General features: G+C 63.6%; 13 protein-coding genes. 9 read left to right on the forward strand and 4 right to left on the reverse strand.

Translation table 11 applies throughout. From position 1 onward, the window contains the following. The 6 genes from ilvN (at position 1) to metG (ending at position 8,858) form a co-directional block, all read left to right on the forward strand. On the forward strand, positions 1–513 hold the full coding sequence (ilvN, locus tag ABHM97_RS09200; RefSeq protein WP_021470923.1) for an acetolactate synthase small subunit: 513 nt from the start codon (positions 1–3) through the stop codon (positions 511–513). Between the two features lie 65 nt (positions 514–578). Next, positions 579–1,604 (forward strand): ketol-acid reductoisomerase, encoded by a 1,026-nt coding sequence (ilvC, locus tag ABHM97_RS09205; RefSeq protein WP_235521540.1) that lies wholly within the window; start codon positions 579–581, stop codon positions 1,602–1,604. Between the two features lie 289 nt (positions 1,605–1,893). After that, positions 1,894–3,489 carry a phosphoglycerate dehydrogenase gene (gene serA, locus ABHM97_RS09210; RefSeq protein ID WP_235521539.1) on the forward strand — a complete coding sequence of 532 codons (1,596 nt, stop codon included), beginning with the start codon at positions 1,894–1,896 and terminating at the stop codon, positions 3,487–3,489. A 212-nt stretch (positions 3,490–3,701) separates the two neighbouring features. Further along, positions 3,702–6,512 (forward strand): ABC transporter permease, encoded by a 2,811-nt coding sequence (locus tag ABHM97_RS09215; protein ID WP_349470394.1) that lies wholly within the window; start codon positions 3,702–3,704, stop codon positions 6,510–6,512. Further along, positions 6,509–7,264: an ABC transporter ATP-binding protein gene (locus ABHM97_RS09220; RefSeq protein WP_235521537.1), complete on the forward strand. Its 756-nt coding sequence runs from the start codon at positions 6,509–6,511 to the stop codon at positions 7,262–7,264. The genes ABHM97_RS09215 and ABHM97_RS09220 overlap by 4 nt, the downstream gene beginning before the upstream one ends. A gap of 34 nt (positions 7,265–7,298) precedes the next feature. After that, positions 7,299–8,858 (forward strand): methionine--tRNA ligase, encoded by a 1,560-nt coding sequence (gene metG / locus ABHM97_RS09225; protein WP_235521536.1) that lies wholly within the window; start codon positions 7,299–7,301, stop codon positions 8,856–8,858. Positions 8,859–8,967: 109 nt separating this feature from the next. Here the strand turns inward: metG and ABHM97_RS09230 are convergent, their stop codons facing one another. The 4 genes from ABHM97_RS09230 to ABHM97_RS09245 form a co-directional block, all read right to left on the reverse strand. Further along, positions 8,968–11,436, reverse strand: a complete 2,469-nt coding sequence (locus ABHM97_RS09230; protein WP_349470395.1) for an ABC transporter permease — start codon at positions 11,434–11,436, stop codon at positions 8,968–8,970. Between the two features lie 3 nt (positions 11,437–11,439). After that, a complete protein-coding gene (locus ABHM97_RS09235; RefSeq protein WP_349470396.1) occupies positions 11,440–12,234 on the reverse strand; it encodes an ABC transporter ATP-binding protein in 795 nt (264 codons plus the stop codon). Positions 12,235–12,342: 108 nt separating this feature from the next. Then, the gene (locus ABHM97_RS09240) at positions 12,343–13,056 is read right to left on the reverse strand and encodes a response regulator (RefSeq protein WP_349470397.1); all 714 of its coding nucleotides are present in this window, start codon (positions 13,054–13,056) and stop codon (positions 12,343–12,345) included. Positions 13,057–13,060: 4 nt separating this feature from the next. Beyond that, a complete protein-coding gene (locus ABHM97_RS09245) occupies positions 13,061–14,245 on the reverse strand; it encodes a sensor histidine kinase (protein WP_235521532.1) in 1,185 nt (394 codons plus the stop codon). 125 nt (positions 14,246–14,370) lie between these two features. Between ABHM97_RS09245 and ABHM97_RS09250 the strand changes: the two genes are divergently transcribed. The 3 genes from ABHM97_RS09250 (at position 14,371) to ABHM97_RS09260 (ending at position 18,047) form a co-directional block, all read left to right on the forward strand. Next, positions 14,371–15,423: a 3-isopropylmalate dehydrogenase gene (locus ABHM97_RS09250; RefSeq protein WP_349470398.1), complete on the forward strand. Its 1,053-nt coding sequence runs from the start codon at positions 14,371–14,373 to the stop codon at positions 15,421–15,423. A 117-nt stretch (positions 15,424–15,540) separates the two neighbouring features. Further along, positions 15,541–16,653 carry a branched-chain amino acid aminotransferase gene (locus tag ABHM97_RS09255; protein WP_235521530.1) on the forward strand — a complete coding sequence of 371 codons (1,113 nt, stop codon included), beginning with the start codon at positions 15,541–15,543 and terminating at the stop codon, positions 16,651–16,653. Between the two features lie 500 nt (positions 16,654–17,153). Continuing rightward, complete coding sequence (locus ABHM97_RS09260; RefSeq protein ID WP_349470399.1) at positions 17,154–18,047, forward strand: MBL fold metallo-hydrolase; 894 nt, start codon at positions 17,154–17,156, stop codon at positions 18,045–18,047. Positions 18,048–18,067: the final 20 nt, after the last annotated feature.

The raw sequence follows: 18,067 nt of genomic DNA on the forward strand, positions 1-18,067 counted from the left end.
ATGACCCGCCACACACTGTCGGTTCTGGTAGAAGACAAGCCCGGCGTGCTGACCCGCGTGGCCAGCCTGTTCGCCCGGCGCGCGTTCAACATCAACTCCCTTGCTGTGGGACCCACTGAGGTTCCCGGCATGTCCCGCATGACTGTCGTCGTCGACGCCGACGGCGACCTGATCGAGCAGGTCACCAAGCAGCTCAACAAGTTGGTCAACGTGATCAAGATTGTGGAGCTCACTTCTGAATCTTCCGTACAACGCGACCACATCCTGGTTAAGGTACGTGCGGATGCCGCGACACGTCTGCAGGTTACCCAGGCTGCAGACCTGTTCCGTGCCGCCGTCGTCGACGTGTCCACAGACTCGTTGGTGATTGAGGCAACCGGTACCCCCGAGAAGCTCGCAGCGCTGCTTTCAGTGCTGGAGCCGTTCGGCATCCGTGAAATAGTGCAGTCCGGCACCTTGGCCGTTGGACGGGGATCCCGCTCCATGAGTGACAGGGCGCTCCGCTCCGCGTGAGCACGCGCCCAGTACCGCAGCACCACCATCAATATCCAAGAAACCACTCAAGAGGAGTTACGCAAGTGACTGAAATGTTCTACGACGACGACGCAGACCTGTCGATCATCCAGGGCCGCAAGGTAGCCATCGTCGGCTACGGTTCCCAGGGCCACGCCCACGCCCTCAACCTGCGCGATTCCGGCGTCGAGGTAGTCATCGCACTCAAGGACGGCTCAAAGTCGGCCGCCAAGGCAGAGGACGCCGGCTTCACGGTCAAGAACGTTGCCGACGCCGCCGAATGGGCAGACGTCATCATGATCCTGGCTCCGGACCAGCACCAGCGTTCGATCTTCAACGACTCCATCAAGGACAAGCTGACCGAAGGCAAGGCGCTTGCCTTCGCACACGGTTTCAACATCCGCTTCGGCTACATTGAGGCTCCTGCCGGCGTCGACGTCATCCTGATCGCCCCGAAGGCTCCGGGCCACACCGTCCGCCGCGAATTCGAAGCCGGCCGCGGTATCCCGGACATCATCGCTGTCGAGCAGGACGCTTCAGGTGCCGCTTGGGACTTGGCCAAGTCCTACGCCAAGGCCATCGGCGGCACCCGCGCCGGCGTCATCAAGACCACCTTCACCGAAGAAACCGAAACCGACCTGTTCGGTGAGCAGTCCGTTCTTTGCGGTGGTGTTTCCCAGCTCGTCCAGTACGGCTTCGAAACCCTGACCGAAGCCGGCTACCAGCCGCAGATCGCCTACTTCGAGGTACTTCACGAGCTCAAGCTCATCGTGGACCTCATGTGGGAAGGCGGCATCGCCAAGCAGCGCTGGAGCGTTTCCGACACCGCTGAGTACGGCGACTACGTCTCCGGCCCGCGCGTCATCACCCCAGAGGTGAAGGAAAACATGAAGGCTGTCCTCGCCGACATCCAGAGCGGCGCTTTCGCCAAGCGCTTCATCGATGACCAGGACAACGGCGGTGTCGAGTTCAAGGAACTGCGTGCCAAGGCCGAGCAGCACCCGATCGAGGAAGTTGGACGTGAACTGCGTTCGCTCTTCTCCTGGCAGCAGCAGGACGCCGACTACGTCGAAGGTTCCGCAGCCCGCTGATTTCCGGTTGATTGGACCCTAGGGCCCAAGAACTGCAGCAGACGCCCGTCCGGCCTACACAACCGGGCGGGCGTCGTTGTTTCCTCACACTTTTTCCTTCCAGATACTCAGCAGCCTTGGCTGTGAACTTCTTCACAGCAACGGTCCGGCCGGCCGTAACATCCCTCCCCGGCACCGGAAACAGAGCCCGGATTCGATATTCTGGGCTGGTCCCGGTGCCGTGCCCGGGCCACGCATCCGCTCCTTGTCCAGTTCTGTCCCAAAGTTGTCCAAAGTAAGGTGCCACCCCGTGTCAGCCAGCAAACCCGTCGTCCTCCTCGCCGAGGAACTTTCGCCCGCCACCGTCGAGGCATTGGGCCCGGACTTTGAAATCCGCCAGACCGACGGCGCCGACCGTTCCCAGCTGCTGTCCGCAATCGCCGACGTCGACGCCATCCTGGTTCGCTCGGCCACCCAGGTGGATGCCGAAGCGATCGCCGCTGCCAAGAACCTCAAGATCATCGCCCGTGCCGGCGTTGGACTGGATAACGTGGACATCAAGTCCGCAACACAGGCCGGCGTCATGGTGGTTAATGCCCCGACGTCGAACATCGTCTCGGCCGCTGAGCTTACTGTGGGCCACATCCTCAGCCTGGCCCGCCACATTCCGCAGGCCAGCGCGGCGTTGAAGAACGGCGAGTGGAAGCGTTCCAAGTACACCGGGATCGAACTCTTCGAGAAGAAGATCGGCATCATTGGCCTCGGACGTATTGGTGCCTTGGTCGCGGCACGTCTTCAGGGCTTCGAGACCGAGATCCTCGCGTACGACCCCTACATCACCTCGGCGCGCGCAGCCCAGCTCGGCGTCAAGCTGGTCACCCTGGATGAACTTTTGGAAAACGCCGACTTCATCACCATCCACATGCCCAAGACACCCGAGACGGTGGGGATGCTGGGAGCGGATGCGTTCGCGAAGATGAAGGAATCGGCATACGTCATCAACGTTGCCCGCGGTGGCTTGGTGGATGAGGAAGCCCTCTACACCGCACTGAAGGAAGGCCAGATCGCTGGTGCCGGCGTGGACGTCTTCGTCAAGGAGCCGAGCACCGACCTGCCGTTCTTCGAGCTCGACAACGTGGTGGTTACTCCGCACCTTGGAGCATCAACGGATGAGGCACAGGAAAAGGCCGGCGTTTCCGTGGCCAAGTCCGTGCGCCTTGCCCTGGCCGGCGAGCTCGTGCCGGACGCCGTGAACGTCGCCGGGGGAGTCATTGCACCGGATGTCCGTCCGGGCATTCCGCTGATCGAAAAGCTGGGCCGCATTTTCACAGCCCTGACCCATGCTTCCCTCACGCAGATCGACGTTGAAGTGGCAGGCGAGATCGCTGCGCTTGACGTCAAGGTCCTTGAACTCGCTGCCCTGAAGGGCGTTTTTGCTGATGTGGTCACCGAGCAGGTTTCCTACGTCAACGCTCCTGTCATCGCGGAGCAGCGCGGCATCAACACCCGCCTCATCACCACACCGGACGCTGAGGACTACCGCAATGTCCTGACGATCCGCGGAGCCCTCAGCGATGGGTCGCAGATCTCTGTTGCCGGAACCCTGACGGGCCCCAAGCAGGTGGAGAAGCTCGTGGGCGTCAACGGATACGACGTTGAAATTCCCATCAGCGAACACCTGGTGGTAGTGGCGTATGCCGACCGCCCGGGCGTTATCGGCACCATTGGGCACATCCTGGGCATGAATAACATCAACATCGGCGGCATGCAGGTTGCCCGCCAGACCGAGGGCGGGCAGGTCCTTGCCCTCCTGACCATCGACAGCTCCGTTCCGCAGCAGGTCCTGGAAGCCATCAAGGCCGGTATCGGTGCAGACATGGTCCGGGAAGTGGACCTGGAGGACTAGGACTGATCCGTATCAGCTGATGTTCGCGTGCCTGCGACACACCCTAAGGCACGCAGGAGTGGCCGGTCTGCTTACAATGGCTGGGTCCGGGATTCGGACCCGGCAGCAGGCCGGCCACAAACTTTTTGCACATACAGCCCGGTGTTTCCCGCTTTTTTCGCAAAATGCCGGACCATGTGTGCGCGCCCGCAATCAAGGTCTCAGGGAGCCCAATGAACGCCGTCCAAAGGTTCATCAGAAGCCGTGTGCTGCTGCTGACCGCGGCCATTTTGATCGTCGCCATGTGTTTGTCCGTCCTAGTTCAGAGCCAGTCACAGGCAGCCCTGAACCGTACTGTGGACGAGAACTCGCGGGGACTCTACGACATTCTGGTCCAGGCAAAGCCTGATCAGTCCCGGAACGGCGACGGCGGTGCATTGATCCAGCCGGAGATTGCCAATGGTCAGGGTGGCATCAGCTTTGATCAACTGGACAAGATCCGCGGCATGGGCCAGACGGCCGTAGCGGCTCCCATCAGCCTGGTCTCGCGCGTATCCCAGAACCTGGAAGCCCCCCGGCTTAATGCCATGGACTACCTGGGATATAACGCCGGCCTTGCCGGCGCTATCACTGCGGGCGACCCCTCTGCCATGGATTCAAGCAAGTGGCCTGCGGCCGAGTCCGTGTTGTCCGATTCACCGAAGAAGTACCGCCTGACAGCATCGGCAACCAGCTCTGACGGAGTCAACCAGCAGACTCTTTTCAAGACCAGTGCCGAGGGCACCTTGGGTAAGGGCCGCTTGGTGCAGGAGCAGGCAGCCGGTGGCAACAACGTCCGGATCGCCGGTCCTGAGGGGGAGACCGGCGTAAAGTTCCCGGCTCCGGCCCTCGGGTCCGAGCACAACCTGTTCAACCTTTCTGTCGCGCTTCCCCTGGCGCCTGAGGTGACTGAGTCCGTCGTCGCCGTCGATCCTGCTGCCGAAAGGGCCCTGCTGGGCTCAGCGGGCGACTTCCTGGCGCCGCTTGAAAAGGCGCCCCCGGCGGACGCCCGCGACGCGGGAGCCATCGGACGCCACTTTGAGAGCCTCTTCACCACAGGCCTGAGCATGCAACAGCTCGAGGAGGGCCCCGATTTCCTGGGCGTCAAGCTCAAGTACTGGGCACCGCTCATGACGCAGTACCAGCAAGCCAAGCGTGATGGCCTGCTGACGAACGACTCCAAGGCGATCCCGCTGATCGTGCGCACGGGTACTTCCTTGGACCTGCAGTACTCGGTCAAGATCGAGGAAATTGACGCAAGCGGCAAGGTCGTCAAGGACGTCGGCACGGTCACCCGTTCTTTGGACAAGGACTACCTCCCGTTCGTTTCCAAGTCCCCGTTTGCCCTGGAGTGGCCCGGTTCCACCGACCACAGCCAACTGCTTGGCAGCACGGCGTCGTTCAGTCAGGGTTTGTACAACCCGGCCACGTGGAGCACCGCTTTCGCAGCTGCGCCGAAGTACAAGGACGGCGAGGACGCCGCCAACGGCGCTTCGGACAAGAGCGCCACGCCGGGGGACTGGGTCACTGTGAACCGCTTGCCGGAGAAGTCCTCCTTCGGTGCGCCTGTGGACCAGACCCAGCGCAAGCCGGTCGACGAACGGTCGTACCGCGAAGACCTCGAAACGGGCAAGAAGCCCGCTGCCCCCTTGCCCATGGTTTACGGCACCTTTGATCCGGCCGCCGTTCAAGCCGCAGCCGGTGACGTCAACAAGCTGCCTTTGGGTGGCTACGACCCCGCGCCGATGACACTGAGCAAGGACGCCAACGGCAAGGACGTCCAAAGCACGGCCCTGAAGCCTTCCTTGAGTGCCACGGGCCTCGTCAGCCAGTCCGCCGGCGCCATCACTGACTACTACGGCCTGGCCGCTGCCCGCGGTTACGATTCCAACGCCAACGTGATCGACGCCGTCCGCGTCCGTGCCAACGCCGCGGGCAACTGGAAGACAGCTCAGCCCGAGGTTGAGAAGCTGGCCACCCAGATCCGCGAACTCGGCCTCGAAGCCACCGTGGTGGCTGGATCCGCCCGCGAAGACGCCAATATCTTTGTTCCCGGCTACAGCAAGGACGACGCCGGCAAGGAGTCGCCCCTGGGCACCGTCCAGCAGTCGTGGGTACGCCAGGATGCTGCAGATGCAGTCTCCGGGTCCCTGACAGGAACCAACATCACCCTCCTGTTCCTGACCCTGTTGGGCGCCACGCTCCTGACCGGCGCCTCGACGGTGAGCTACATACGCCAGCGGAGAAGTGAGGCCGGCATCCTGCGGGCCATGGGTTGGACCCAGAAGCGGATCCGGTCCTGGGTCCTTGAAGAGTTCGCCGTGGGTGCCGCTGCACTGACGGTTGCCGGAGTGGTCCTCAGTCTCCTCAGCTGGAACATTGCCACCGTGATCGTCTCGGCGACCATGCTGGTCATCTACATCGGAGCGGCTTTGTTGGCCGCCCAGCAGCTGCGCCACCGCGTCGTGGTTGACCAGGAACCGCAGCATGATGAACGCCTGGTCACCGTGGACTCCCCGTTGACGTTCGCCAACAGGCAGCTCACCACCAACAGGTTCAACTCCATCTCGCTGGCTGTCGCCGTTGGCGTTTTCGGTGCCGCAGTAGGTGCCTTGATCGCCCTGCTGATCGACATTCCCCGTGCGGCAGGCGCCAGCGCGCTGAGTGGCCTTGCGGCTGCCAGCATTGCGGCTCCCAGCGTGATCCTCGCCGTCTTTGGCGTGGTGGTTGGGCTTCTCCTGACACTTGTCACCGGCCGCTTTGAGCTCCATGCCAAGCGTGAGTACCTGGGCACACTGCGTGCCATGGGCTGGAACCCGGACATGCTGGGACAGGTCCGCTTCTTCGAAAATGCACTGGTGGGCACCGTGGCTCTTCCTTTGGGCGTCCTTGGCGCACTGGGATTGGGTCTGCTCCTTGCCCCCTACGCGGCCCTTTGGGCCGGCCTGGCCGGGTTGCTGGCCGTTATTTGCTGGATTCCGATCGCAACGAAAGTAGTCAAATGACCGAGACTCCCAACCCCGAGCTGGCGGCCACCCCGGAATCCCCCGAAGAGTCGCTGCAGACCCGCGCCAACACGATCGTGCGGGCAGCGGACCACGCCACGCCCCTGGAACTGAGCCGCGTCACCATCCACTACGGTGGCGACAAAGGCGGAGCCGAGGAAGTCGACGTCGTCGACGACTTCAACCTGACGCTGCACGCCGGTGAGATGCACTGCATCGCCGGCCGAAGCGGTTCCGGCAAGACCAGCATCCTGACGGTCAGCGCCGGACTGACGCTGCCGACGTCGGGCAAGGTCTTCTGGGAAGGCGTCCCCCTGGACACGATGGGCGACGACGAAATTGCCGACCGTCGTCGTGCCCTCATCGGTTACGTGGACCAGGGAGGTGCCCTGATCGATGGCATGAGCGCATTGGAGAACGTCCTGCTTCCTGCCGTTCCCGACGGCGAGGTGGAACAGCGCACGGAAATGGCCAAGGACCTTTTGGACCTGGTGGGACTTGGCCGCCGAATGCGGCACCGTCCCGCCCAGCTCTCGGGTGGTGAGCGCCAGCGCGTGGCCATTGCACGCGCACTGATCCTGGGCACCCGGGTCCTGGTAGTGGACGAGCCCACAGCCAGCCTCGACCGTGCCGCGGCCAACCGCATTATCGGAATCCTGAAGGACACCACCAGCGACGGTATCGCTGTCATGGTGGCTTCCCACGACCACGAGTTGGTACGCCTCAGCGATACGCTGACCGAACTTAACTAAGCTCTTTCATCCGAAATAAAGGTAACTTTTTAGAGTGACGTCTCCAGAGAAATCCCCGTTCTACATCACCACCGCAATCAGCTACCCCAACGGCGTGCCGCACATCGGCCACGCCTATGAGGTCATTGCGACCGATGCCATGGCGCGCTTCAAGCGGCTTGATGGCCATGAAGTCTTCTTCATGACCGGAACGGACGAGCACGGGCTCAAAATGCAGCAGTCCGCGGAGAAGGAAGGCATCACTGCCAAGCAGCTCGCGGACCGGAACTCGGCGGCGTTCAAGCAGATGAGCCAGGACCTGGGCATCTCCCATGACCGCTTCATCCGCACCACAGACCAGGACCACTACGCCGCATCGCAGGCCATCTGGAAGAAGATGGAAGCCAACGGCGACATCTACCTGTCCAAGTACGAGGGCTGGTATTCGGTCCGCGACGAGGCGTACTACGTCGAGGACGACACCGTGGTCAAGGAGGACGGCCTCCGTTACTCCAAGGAGACAGACACGCTTGTGACCTGGACGGCTGAGGAGAGCTACTTCTTCCGGCTCTCCAACTACCAGGACAAGCTCCTGGAGCTCTACGGCGAGCAGCCGGAGTTCGGTGCTCCCCAGTCCCGTTTCAACGAGGTCATCAGCTTCGTCAAGCGCGGCCTCGAAGACCTGTCCATCAGCCGCACCACCTTCGACTGGGGTGTTCCGGTCCCGGGCGACGAGAAGCACGTCATGTATGTCTGGGTGGACGCCCTGACCAACTACCTCACGGGTGTGGGGTACCCCGACGTCGAGTCCGAACAATTCCGGAAGTTCTGGCCGGCCGATGTCCACGTGATCGGCAAGGACATTTCGCGGTTCCACGCCATTTACTGGCCGGCTTTCCTGATGAGCGCAGGGCTTGAATTGCCCAAGCGCGTCATGATCCACGGCTTCCTGACCAACAACGGTGTCAAGATGTCCAAGTCCTTGGGCAACGTTGTGGCACCGCAGGATTTCGTGGCGCAGTACGGCCTTGACCAGTGCCGTTACTTCTTCCTGCGCGAAGTTCCGTTCGGCGCTGACGGCAATTACAACCACGAAGCGATCGTGGGCCGGATGAACTCCGACCTCGCCAACAACTTCGGAAACCTGGCCCAGCGTTCGTTGTCCATGGTGGCAAAGAACTGCGAAGGCAAGGTACCCACGCCCGGTGCGTTCACAGACGAGGACAACGCCCTGCTGGCCCGGGCCGGTGGACTGTTGGACATCGCGCGTTCTGCGTTCGAAAAGCAGGAATTCAGCCGCGCCCTTGAGGCCATTTGGGCTGTGCTCGGTGATACCAACGCCTACTTCGCAGAACAGGCCCCCTGGGTGCTGCGCAAAACAGACGTGGAACGGATGAACACGGTCCTTTACGTCACGTTGGAAGTGGTCCGAATCGTGGCGATCCTCGCCCAACCCGTGATGCCGTCGTCGTCGGCCAAGCTCCTTGAGGTCCTCGGGCAGCCGGAAGGTGACGCGCGCCAGTTCGCTGCGATCGCCACACCGATTGTCGCTGGCACTGAACTGCCGGCACCTGCCCCTGTCTTCCCGCGCTTCGAGGAACCCGCCGAAGCCTAGCGCTCTTCCACGAACCATCCCCATCAGCGAACGCTCCCGCATTTCCACCCGGCAGGACCGGAGGAAATGCGGGAGCGTTCGGCTTTAAGCGCCAGTTGGTGATGGAGCGTCAGGCAGTGGCGAGTCCTTCCACCGGCGACAGACGCGCGGCTCGACGGGCCGGAATCACCGACGCGAGGAGACCGGCCACCACAGCCACGCCAAAGACTGCCAGCAGCTGGAGCCATGGCACGGCGGGAACCACCGTCGCCATGCCGCCGAGGGTAGCCTGCGCGCCGAGCCAGCCATAGACAATGCCCATGCCTGCGCCCAGGAGGGCTGACACTCCCGCCACCAGCACAGCTTCGATGGCCAGCATCCCGCGAAGTTGGCCTTTGGTCAGCCCCAGGGCACGGAGCAGCGAGTTTTCGCGGGTCCGTTCAAGAACCGAGAGCGACAGGGTATTGGCCACGCCGATCAAGGCAATGACCACGGCCACGCCCAGCAGCCCTGTGACCACGAGCAGCAGGACATCGATGATGCTGTTGAACGTCACACGTTCGATCGCTGCGCCGCTGACAGTGCGTTCCTGCACGCCGAGGGCCGAGGCGATCTCCTTCTGGATGGCCTGGACCCGGTCCGCCGGGACTGAGTCGTTCAACTTCACCCAAACCATGCCAGGGGTCTCCGGGAGCGCCGCTGAGGTGATGCTGCTTGCGTTGACGAAGGCAGGGACGTTCCGGGTGCGCAGGACCTTTGCGTCGAGTGAAACATCGCCGGAGGTCGTGCCGATACTTGCGCGCCCGGCGGCGGAGTCTTCGGGCAGGTACAGCACGCCTGGGGCCGGCTTCAGGTTGGCATCCCGCACTACCGATCCTGCGTCAGCTCCCGGGAGGGCGTACACGGTCTGTCCGCCATCGGGGGTGGACGCGTCCTTCAAGGTTCCCACGGCCTGCAGCAGGACCGCCGCGCTGACGCCGTCGAGGGTTTTGATCCGGGCCACCGCCTGGGAAGGGTCTGCTGTGCCGTCCACGGACGTTGGGGCAGAGAGGTCAACAGGGTAGTTCTCTGCCAGGGTGTCGTTGAACGCCTGCCGGGACGTTGCAGCGCCTGTCATCATGAGGGACACCAAGGTCACGCCAATCAGCAGCGCCGCGGCCGTCGCGGACGTACGCGCCGGGTTGCGGGTGGCATTGACGGCGGCAAGCTTGCCGGGCACGCCGGCCGGTGCCGCGAGCCGGCCTGCCAAGGCGACCACAGAGGGGATGAAAAGGGAGGAGCAGAGCAGGATGCCCACGAACGACACGGCACCACCCAGCAAGGCAACGGGCAACGACACGTTCACGCTGCCGTAGGCCAGCAGGCCGGCACCACCCAGAAAAGCCAGCAGCCCGATGAGGAGCCGGAGCTTGCCACGCCGGTTCCGGACGGACGCGTCATCGGCGGGACGCAAGGCGGCAAGAGGCGCGACGGCGGTTGCCGCCTTGGCCGGAACCAGCGCCGCAACGACGGTCAACAAGGTGCCTGCCACCAGTCCGGCAACAATGGCCGACGGCGGGACTGCCAAGGTCGCGAAAGCCTGCTCCGGTTGGGACTTGGCCCAGGCGATCAGCGCCGACATCAGGCCAGTGGCGGCAACGACACCCAGCACTGAGGAAACGAACCCGACCACGAGGGCCTCAAGCATGACAGAGCCGCGGATCTGGGAACGCCCGGCGCCCAGACAACGCAGCAGGGCCAATTCCCGGGTCCGTTGGGCCACCAGCACAGAGAACGTATTGGCTACCACCAAGGTTGAAACGAGGATGGCCACCCCGGCGAAGGCGAGCAGGACCACCGTCAACTGGTCCTGCCCGGCGCTGAGCATCGCGACCGTTGAGGTGACCTTCTCCTGGGCCGTTTCAACGACGGGCGACACCACCCCGGCAGCGTCCATTCGGCGGGAGATGTAATCCTTCGCCGCGGACACGTCCTCGCCCGGTTTCAGTGCGAACTGCAAGCCCGTATACCCGGCTCCGGCGTCTTGCACCGCGTTGAGTACCGACTCGGAGGCAAGCAGTTGGGCTGCCGAAGAAGAGAAGGGGTCATTTGTGGCCTGCGTCAGCCCGGTAATGGTCACCTTGGCGTTCTTGACCGGACCGGCCCCGTGCAATTCCAGGGTGCTGCCGACGGTAAGACCCAGGTGCTCTGCGGTCTTGACATCCACGGCCGCTTCCAAAGGCTGCGAGGGCATGGACCCCGATGAAAGGACAGCGCCCTCCAAGGAAGCAGGGGCAGCATTCCGGAGCCGGCCGAATTGCTCACCCCCGCCGGCCTGGAAGGTCACATACGTCGACCGTTCCGCGTAGCTCTCAGCCACAGCGGGCGAAGAAGCAGCAGCGTCCACGGCGGCCTGGGTGAAAGGTTCGCCGTTCTTGGACGTCGCCACGAGGTCCGCTTTACGGTAGGCCTCGCCAATACTCGCACCCAAGGACGCGTTGGTGCTTGCGCCCACCATGAGGGTGGCAGCGAGGAACATCACCGACAACATCACGGCAAGGCCGATCGCCACGAAGCGCCGGTAATGCGTAGTCAGTTGGGACAGTGCAACGCGCAACATGCCTTACGCCCCCAGCTTGCCAAGGGCCGCCAGGACAGAATCTGCCGTGGGATCGTGGATTTCCCCCACCAGGCCGCCGTCGCTCATCAGCACCACACGGTCCGCGTAGCTTGCGGCCACCGGATCATGGGTCACCATGATGATGGTCTGGCCCATTTCCTGGCTGCTCCGGCGAAGCAGAGCAAGAACTTCGCCGCCGGCCTTCGAGTCCAGGTTGCCAGTAGGTTCGTCACCGAACACGACGTCGGGACGGGTCAACAGTGCCCGGGCTACTGCCACGCGTTGCTGCTGGCCCCCGGAGAGCTCATGTGGACGGTGTTTCAGGCGATCCTTCAGTCCAAGTGTGCTGACAACGGTATCCAGCCATCCGGCGTCGGCCGTTGTGCCCGCCAACGCAAGCGGAAGCGTGATGTTCTGCTCGGCTGTCAAAGTAGGCACCAGGTTGAAAGCCTGGAAGACAAAGCCGATCCGTTCGCGCCTCAGTGCCGTGAGTTGGCGGTCGTTGAGGCCGGTCAGCTCCGTGCCACCCAGGACAATGCGCCCGGAATCCGCCGAGTCCAGGCCCGCCAGGCAATGCATGAGGGTGGACTTGCCGGATCCGGAGGGGCCCATGATGGCCGTGAACTTCCCGGCGTCGAAACTCACCGACACCTTGTTCAGGGCCGTAACGCTTGTATCGGCGTGTCCGTAGCTTTTGGTCAGCTCAAATGCTTCGACGGCGGGACGGGCTTGTGCGGCATCCGATCCCTGCGGCGGGTTCGTTCCTGAAGGGTGGGGGAGAGGCGTGAATGTTGTCATGGTTCCACGCTAGGTTTCGGTGCACCCTTGCCGGATCGGGCCGGGGACCGATTCCCGGGGACACCAACTCATACCGTGGTCTGAGCCTGGCAGGAACCCGGGATGAGGCTAGGCCCCAGGCGCAACCACACCGGTCTCATACGCGATGACCACAACCTGGACGCGGTCCCTGGCGCCGAGCTTTGCCAGGATGTGCCCAACATGCGTTTTCACAGTGGCCTCGGATAAGAACAAGCCCGCCGCGATCTCCGGATTCGACTGCCCCTGGGCGATCAGCTGGAACACTTCGCGCTCGCGGGCGGTGAGGCTCTCGACGCCCGCGGCGTGCTCGCTCTGCTCAGGCGTCTGCGTTCTCAAAAGGGGCGCCACATGGTCCAGCAATCGACGGGTGGTGGACGGTGCGATCACGGCGTCACCACGGTACACGGTGCGGATCGCCTCCAGGAGCTCTTCGGGCGGGGCATCCTTGAGCAGGAACCCGCTCGCGCCGGCCTGGATGGCAGCCAAGGCGTACTCATCAAGATCGAAGGTGGTGAGCACCACGATCTTGACCTCTGCGCGCTGCGATCCCGCGGGTTGGGCTGCTGCCTGCTCAAGGATGCGCCGGGTTGCTTCAATGCCGTCCATCCCGGGCATGCGGACATCCATGAGGACGACGTCGGCCGCTGTGGCCCCTAGAGCCTGCACGGCTTCGATGCCGTTCGCCGCTTCGGCCACGACTTCCAGATCCGGCTGGGAGTTGATCAGCATGCCAAATCCGGAGCGGACCAGGTGTTGGTCATCAACCAGGGCAACCCGGATGGGCGCAGGAACATCGGACATGGTTTTAGGCCTCCGAATAGGGGATGAATGCGGATACGCGGAAACCGCCGCCCTGTTCCGGGCCTGCAGTCAAGGAACCATCGTAGAGGGACACGCGCTCGCCCATGCCACGGAGCCCGTTGCCGCCACCTGCCGTCGGCGGATCAGCGGCGGCGCCACGGCCGTCGTCGAGGATGTCCAGCTGCAGGCCCCTGGCCTGCCACGTCAAGGTGACTCCCGCCGTTGCTTTCGGCCCGGCGTGCTTCATGACGTTGGTGAGGGCCTCCTGAATGATGCGGTAGGCGGTCAGCTCCGCTCCTGCGGGAAGCGCCCTGCGGGGAACACCGCTTTGGTCGAAGGACACCTGCAGTGTCGCGGCGCGGAAACCCAGGAGGAGCTCGTCAAGGTCCGAAAGCCGGGGCTGCGGGCGGGTGGGGGAGTCGTCGTCGGAACGGAGGACTCCCAGCAGGCGTCGCATTTCGCCCAGGGAATCTCTGCCTGTGGCGGCGATGGTGGCCAGCGCTTCGGTGGCGAGCTCGGGTTTCGCAGCGGCCGCGTAGCGTGCTCCGTCCGCCTGGGTGATGATCACGGACAACGAGTGGGCCACGATGTCGTGCATTTCCCGTGCGATGTGGGATCGTTCGTCAGCTGCCGCCAGCTGGCGTTCCTGCTGCTGTTCAACTTCAAGGCGCCGTGTGCGGTCCTCCAGTGCCTGTAGTTGGAGCCGTCGAACGCGGGTGAGATCACCCAGCGTCCAACTCACCAGCACCAGCATCCAAATCAGGACCGTATAGAGGGCGCCGATGGTGAGGCCCATGATGCCCGACTCCGCAGTGCTGGAGAACTCGCGTGTGGTCAGCATGATGCCGCCGACCATCCCTGCGAGCAGCACTGTCCGACTTGCCCAGGCAGGTCCGTAAGCGGCGGTGGCGTAAATGACGAGCGGAACCGCGATTTGGCCCGCCACGGGTTCCGCGCCCACGGCCCACTGGACCAGGCACACAAGGATGACGACGACGGCCGCCGTGGCGGGGCGGGTGCGTCGCCACGCGAGGGGCAACAGGAGGCTGCAGGAAAGCAGGGCGAGCCAGGGGTGGCCGGCCAGGAGATAGACCGGCCCAAAGAGGAGGATCAGGAGGGACGTGGCCGTCAGGTCCACTTTGAAGCGGTTGACCCGGAACCAGTCGTATATTGCATGCCGTCTATCCACGCATACGACTCTATGCGGAGCCGGAGTGTCGGGGCATCATGCCGTGGTCTGAACCCAGCGCTACGGGGTGTTCGAAGAGTGAGACGATTTTGACCAGCATGTGGATTGCTTGGCTAGATAGACGTATGAGTGCAACGTCCATCAATCTCGCTGTCATCCCTGGAGACGGCATTGGCCCCGAGGTCATCGCCGAAGCCGTCAAGGTCCTCGAAAAGGCCGTCGCCGCCGAAGGCGTCACCCTCGAACAGACCCACTACAAGCTTGGTGCACAGCACTGGCTTGAGACCGGCGAGACCCTCCCGGAGGAGGTCCTGGCGGACCTGCGCACCCGTGACGCCATTCTATTCGGCGCCGTCGGAGCTGCTCCCGGCGATACCCGTATCCCGTCGGGCATCATCGAAAGGGAGATGCTGCTCAAGCTCCGCTTCAGCCTTGACCACTACGTGAACCTGCGCCCGTCCCGGCTGTACGGAACCGTCGGTAGCCCCCTGGCAAACCCAGGCACCATTGACTTCATCGTGGTCCGTGAGGGTACCGAGGGTCCCTACGTGGGCAACGGTGGAACCTTGCGTGGCGGCACTCCGCACGAAGTTGCTACCGAGGTTTCCCTGAACACAGCACACGGCGTGGAGCGTGTTGTCCGCGACGCCTTCCGCCGCGCCAGCGAGCGTCCGCGCAAGCACGTCACTCTCGTCCACAAGCACAACGTGCTCGTCTTCGCCGGGCACCTGTGGAAGCGGACCGTCGAGGCAGTGGCCAAGGAATTCCCCGAGGTCACCCACGACTACCTGCACATCGACGCCGCCACCATCTTCATGGTGACCGAGCCCTCCCGCTTCGACGTCATCGTCACTGACAACCTCTTCGGCGACATCCTCACCGACCTCGCGGCAGCCGTTACCGGCGGCATTGGCCTGGCGGCATCGGGCAACATCAACATGGACCGCACAGCACCGTCCATGTTCGAACCCGTCCACGGCTCCGCTCCGGATATCGCCGGACAGCAGAAAGCCGACCCCACCGCGGCCATCCTCTCCGCAGTGCTCCTCCTGGACCACCTTGGCTACACCACGGCGGCCCGCAAGATTGAAGCGGCAGTAGTCGCCGACGTCGAAAGCCGCACCGGCGAGCCGCGCAGCACAGCTGCCGTTGGCGACGCCATTGCGGCCGCACTTTAGGCCCAAATCTCAGGCGTAAGCTTGTCTTGAATTATTTACCTGCTTCCCTGGTCCATCGCTGAACCACACCCTTCGGGGCCGCGTTCGCCCTGCCAGGTAGCTGACTGTGGAGGAAACATGACTCAGACTGCCCATGGCGTCGAATTCAGCCAGCAGCTTTCGGAAACACCGAAGTCTGCTGAGGAGCGTGCAGCCATCCTGGCGAACCCGGGATTCGGCGACTACTTCACCGACCACACCGCCGTCGTCGACTACAAAGTCGACGCCGATGGCAATGGCGGTTGGCAGAACGCCCGGATCGAGCCCTACGGACCGATTTCCCTTGATCCGTCGGCTGCGGTCCTGCACTACGGCCAGGAAATCTTCGAGGGCCTCAAGGCATACCGCCACGCTGACGGCTCGGTCTGGACCTTCCGTCCGGAAGCCAACGCCGCCCGCCTCAACAAGTCGGCCCGCCGGCTCGCCCTTCCCGAATTGCCGGAAGAGTACTTCCTCGGAGCGATCCGTGAACTCGTCCAGGCGGACCAGGAATGGGTTCCCTCCGGCGACGGCGAGGCCCTGTACCTGCGTCCGTTCATGATCGCCACCGAGGCTTTCCTTGGCGTCCGTGCTGCGCGCGAGGTCTCCTTCCGCGTCATTGCTTCTCCCGCCGGTAACTACTTCGGTGGCGAACTCAAGCCGGTCTCCATCTGGATCTCCCGTGAATACGCCCGTGCGGGCCGCGGCGGGACCGGAGCGGCCAAGTGCGGCGGTAACTATGCAGCGTCCTTGATCGCCCAGCAGGAAGCCGAAGCGAACGGTTGCAAGCAGGTCCTCTTCCTGGACCACTTCAACGACGACGCCGTGGAAGAACTCGGCGGCATGAACGTCTTCTTCGTGATGAAGGACGGCTCACTTGTCACCCCGGCACTGAGCGGAACCATCCTTGAAGGCGTCACCCGCATGTCCGTCATCCAGGTGGCGAAGGACATGGGCCGCGAAGTCAGCGAGCGCAAGATCACGCTGGATGAATGGCGCGATGGCGTTGCCTCCGGCGAGATCATCGAGGTGTTCGCCTGCGGTACCGCTGCGGTGATCACCCCCATCGGTGTCCTCAAGGACGCCACCGAGTTCATCGGTGCCGAGGACGCCAAGGCCGGCGAGACCACCATGGCCATCCGCGAGCAGCTCCTCGGCATCCAGACCGGAACCGTTGAGGACACCCACGGCTGGCTCACCCGCCTGGTCTAGCCTTCCGGACGTCCCGAAACACCACCGCACGACGGCGGCCCTTCCTCTGGTAAACAGGCGGAAGGGCCGCCGTCCTGCTTTCCGCACGCTTGATCCAAACGCTCGGGCACATCCCACCCGATTCCCGTGGACGCTCTCTCACGTCCCACCCGCTTCCCCGGAACGCTCTCTCACGTCCCGCCTGCTTCTCTCACGTCCCGCCTGTTTGCGGTGGACGCTCTCTCAGGTCCCGCCTGCTTCCCGGGAAGCTCTCTTACCTTCAGTGTGCAAGGGGCCAAAGTTGCCACAAACCGTAGGCGTCGAATATCGCCGTCGAGCATACTTCGGCTGTCCTGAAAGTGAGTGAGGGTTGGGTTGAAGGGGGTGGGATGTGAGTGAGGGTCGGGCGGAAGGGGGTGGGAAGTGAGTGAGGGTTGGGGTGACGGGGGTGGGATGTGAGTGAGGGTCGGGCGGAAGGGGGTGGGATGTGAGTGAGGGTTGGGAAGTGCCAAGATGGACTGGTGACTTCTGAATCAATGGCGACTTCCGGCAACTCACCATCCGGCAACTCACCTTCCGGCAACTCACCCTCCAGCAGCTCGACAACCGACGACCCCACACCAGGCAGCGCACCCCAGGGCGGCGGCTCGTCTTCTCTGCAGCGCAGCAGCGGATTGACGCGATTCCGGCTGGCCCCCAACCCGGGTCCGATGAGCTTGGATGGCACCAACTCCTACGTCATCGGTGCATCCGGTTCCGCCCGTGTTGCCGTGGTGGACCCGGGACCCGAGGACGAGCAGCACCTGGCCGAGCTGGCGGCGGCAGGAGGTGTCGACGTCGTACTCATCACGCACCGGCACGCGGACCATACTGAAGCTTCAGCGCGATTCCACCAACTGACCGGCGCACCTGTGCGTGCCTTCCTGCCCGAGTATTGCCATGGTGGAGAACCGCTCGCCGACGGCGAAGTGCTGACAATTGGCGGCGTCGAAATCCGCGTCATCGCTACGCCCGGCCACACCTCCGACTCGGTGTGCTTCCATCTCCCCGCTGATGGCCCTCATGGTTCGGTCCTCACTGGCGACACCATCCTGGGCCGTGGCACCACTGTGCTGGACTATCCGGACGGCAGGCTGGGGGACTACCTGGCCAGTTTGGATCGGCTGGAGGCGCTCGGGCCCGCGACACTCCTCCCGGCACATGGCCCCGTGCTCCCTGCCCTGGACGAGAAGTGCCGGGAGTATCGCAATCACCGTGAGCAGCGGCTGGACCAGATCAGGACAGCCCTTGACCGCCTTGGCCAAGACGCGTCCATCGCGGCAGTCACCGACGCCGTGTATCCAGACGTCGACCCCTCAGTCAGGTGGGCGGCCGAGACGTCCGTGGCTGCCCAGTTGGATTACCTGCGAAGCTGAGCCGGGACGGTAGGCTTGGG

Origin of the sequence: Paenarthrobacter sp. CAP02, from assembly GCF_040137855.1 — a bacterium.
Classification (GTDB): Bacteria; Actinomycetota; Actinomycetes; order Actinomycetales; family Micrococcaceae; genus Arthrobacter.

Bases quoted from the DNA above. Each gene is read 5' to 3' on its own strand.
- ABHM97_RS09240 (WP_349470397.1), bottom strand. From the start codon at position 13,056: ATGTCCGATGTTCCTGCGCCCATCCGGGTTGCCCTGGTTGATGACCAA.
- ABHM97_RS09255 (WP_235521530.1), top strand. From the start codon at position 15,541: ATGACTCAGACTGCCCATGGCGTCGAATTCAGCCAGCAGCTTTCGGAA.
- ABHM97_RS09220 (WP_235521537.1), top strand. From the start codon at position 6,509: ATGACCGAGACTCCCAACCCCGAGCTGGCGGCCACCCCGGAATCCCCC.
- ABHM97_RS09230 (WP_349470395.1), bottom strand. From the start codon at position 11,436: ATGTTGCGCGTTGCACTGTCCCAACTGACTACGCATTACCGGCGCTTC.
- ABHM97_RS09215 (WP_349470394.1), top strand. From the start codon at position 3,702: ATGAACGCCGTCCAAAGGTTCATCAGAAGCCGTGTGCTGCTGCTGACC.
- ilvN (WP_021470923.1), top strand. From the start codon at position 1: ATGACCCGCCACACACTGTCGGTTCTGGTAGAAGACAAGCCCGGCGTG.
- ABHM97_RS09250 (WP_349470398.1), top strand. From the start codon at position 14,371: ATGAGTGCAACGTCCATCAATCTCGCTGTCATCCCTGGAGACGGCATT.
- ABHM97_RS09235 (WP_349470396.1), bottom strand. From the start codon at position 12,234: ATGACAACATTCACGCCTCTCCCCCACCCTTCAGGAACGAACCCGCCG.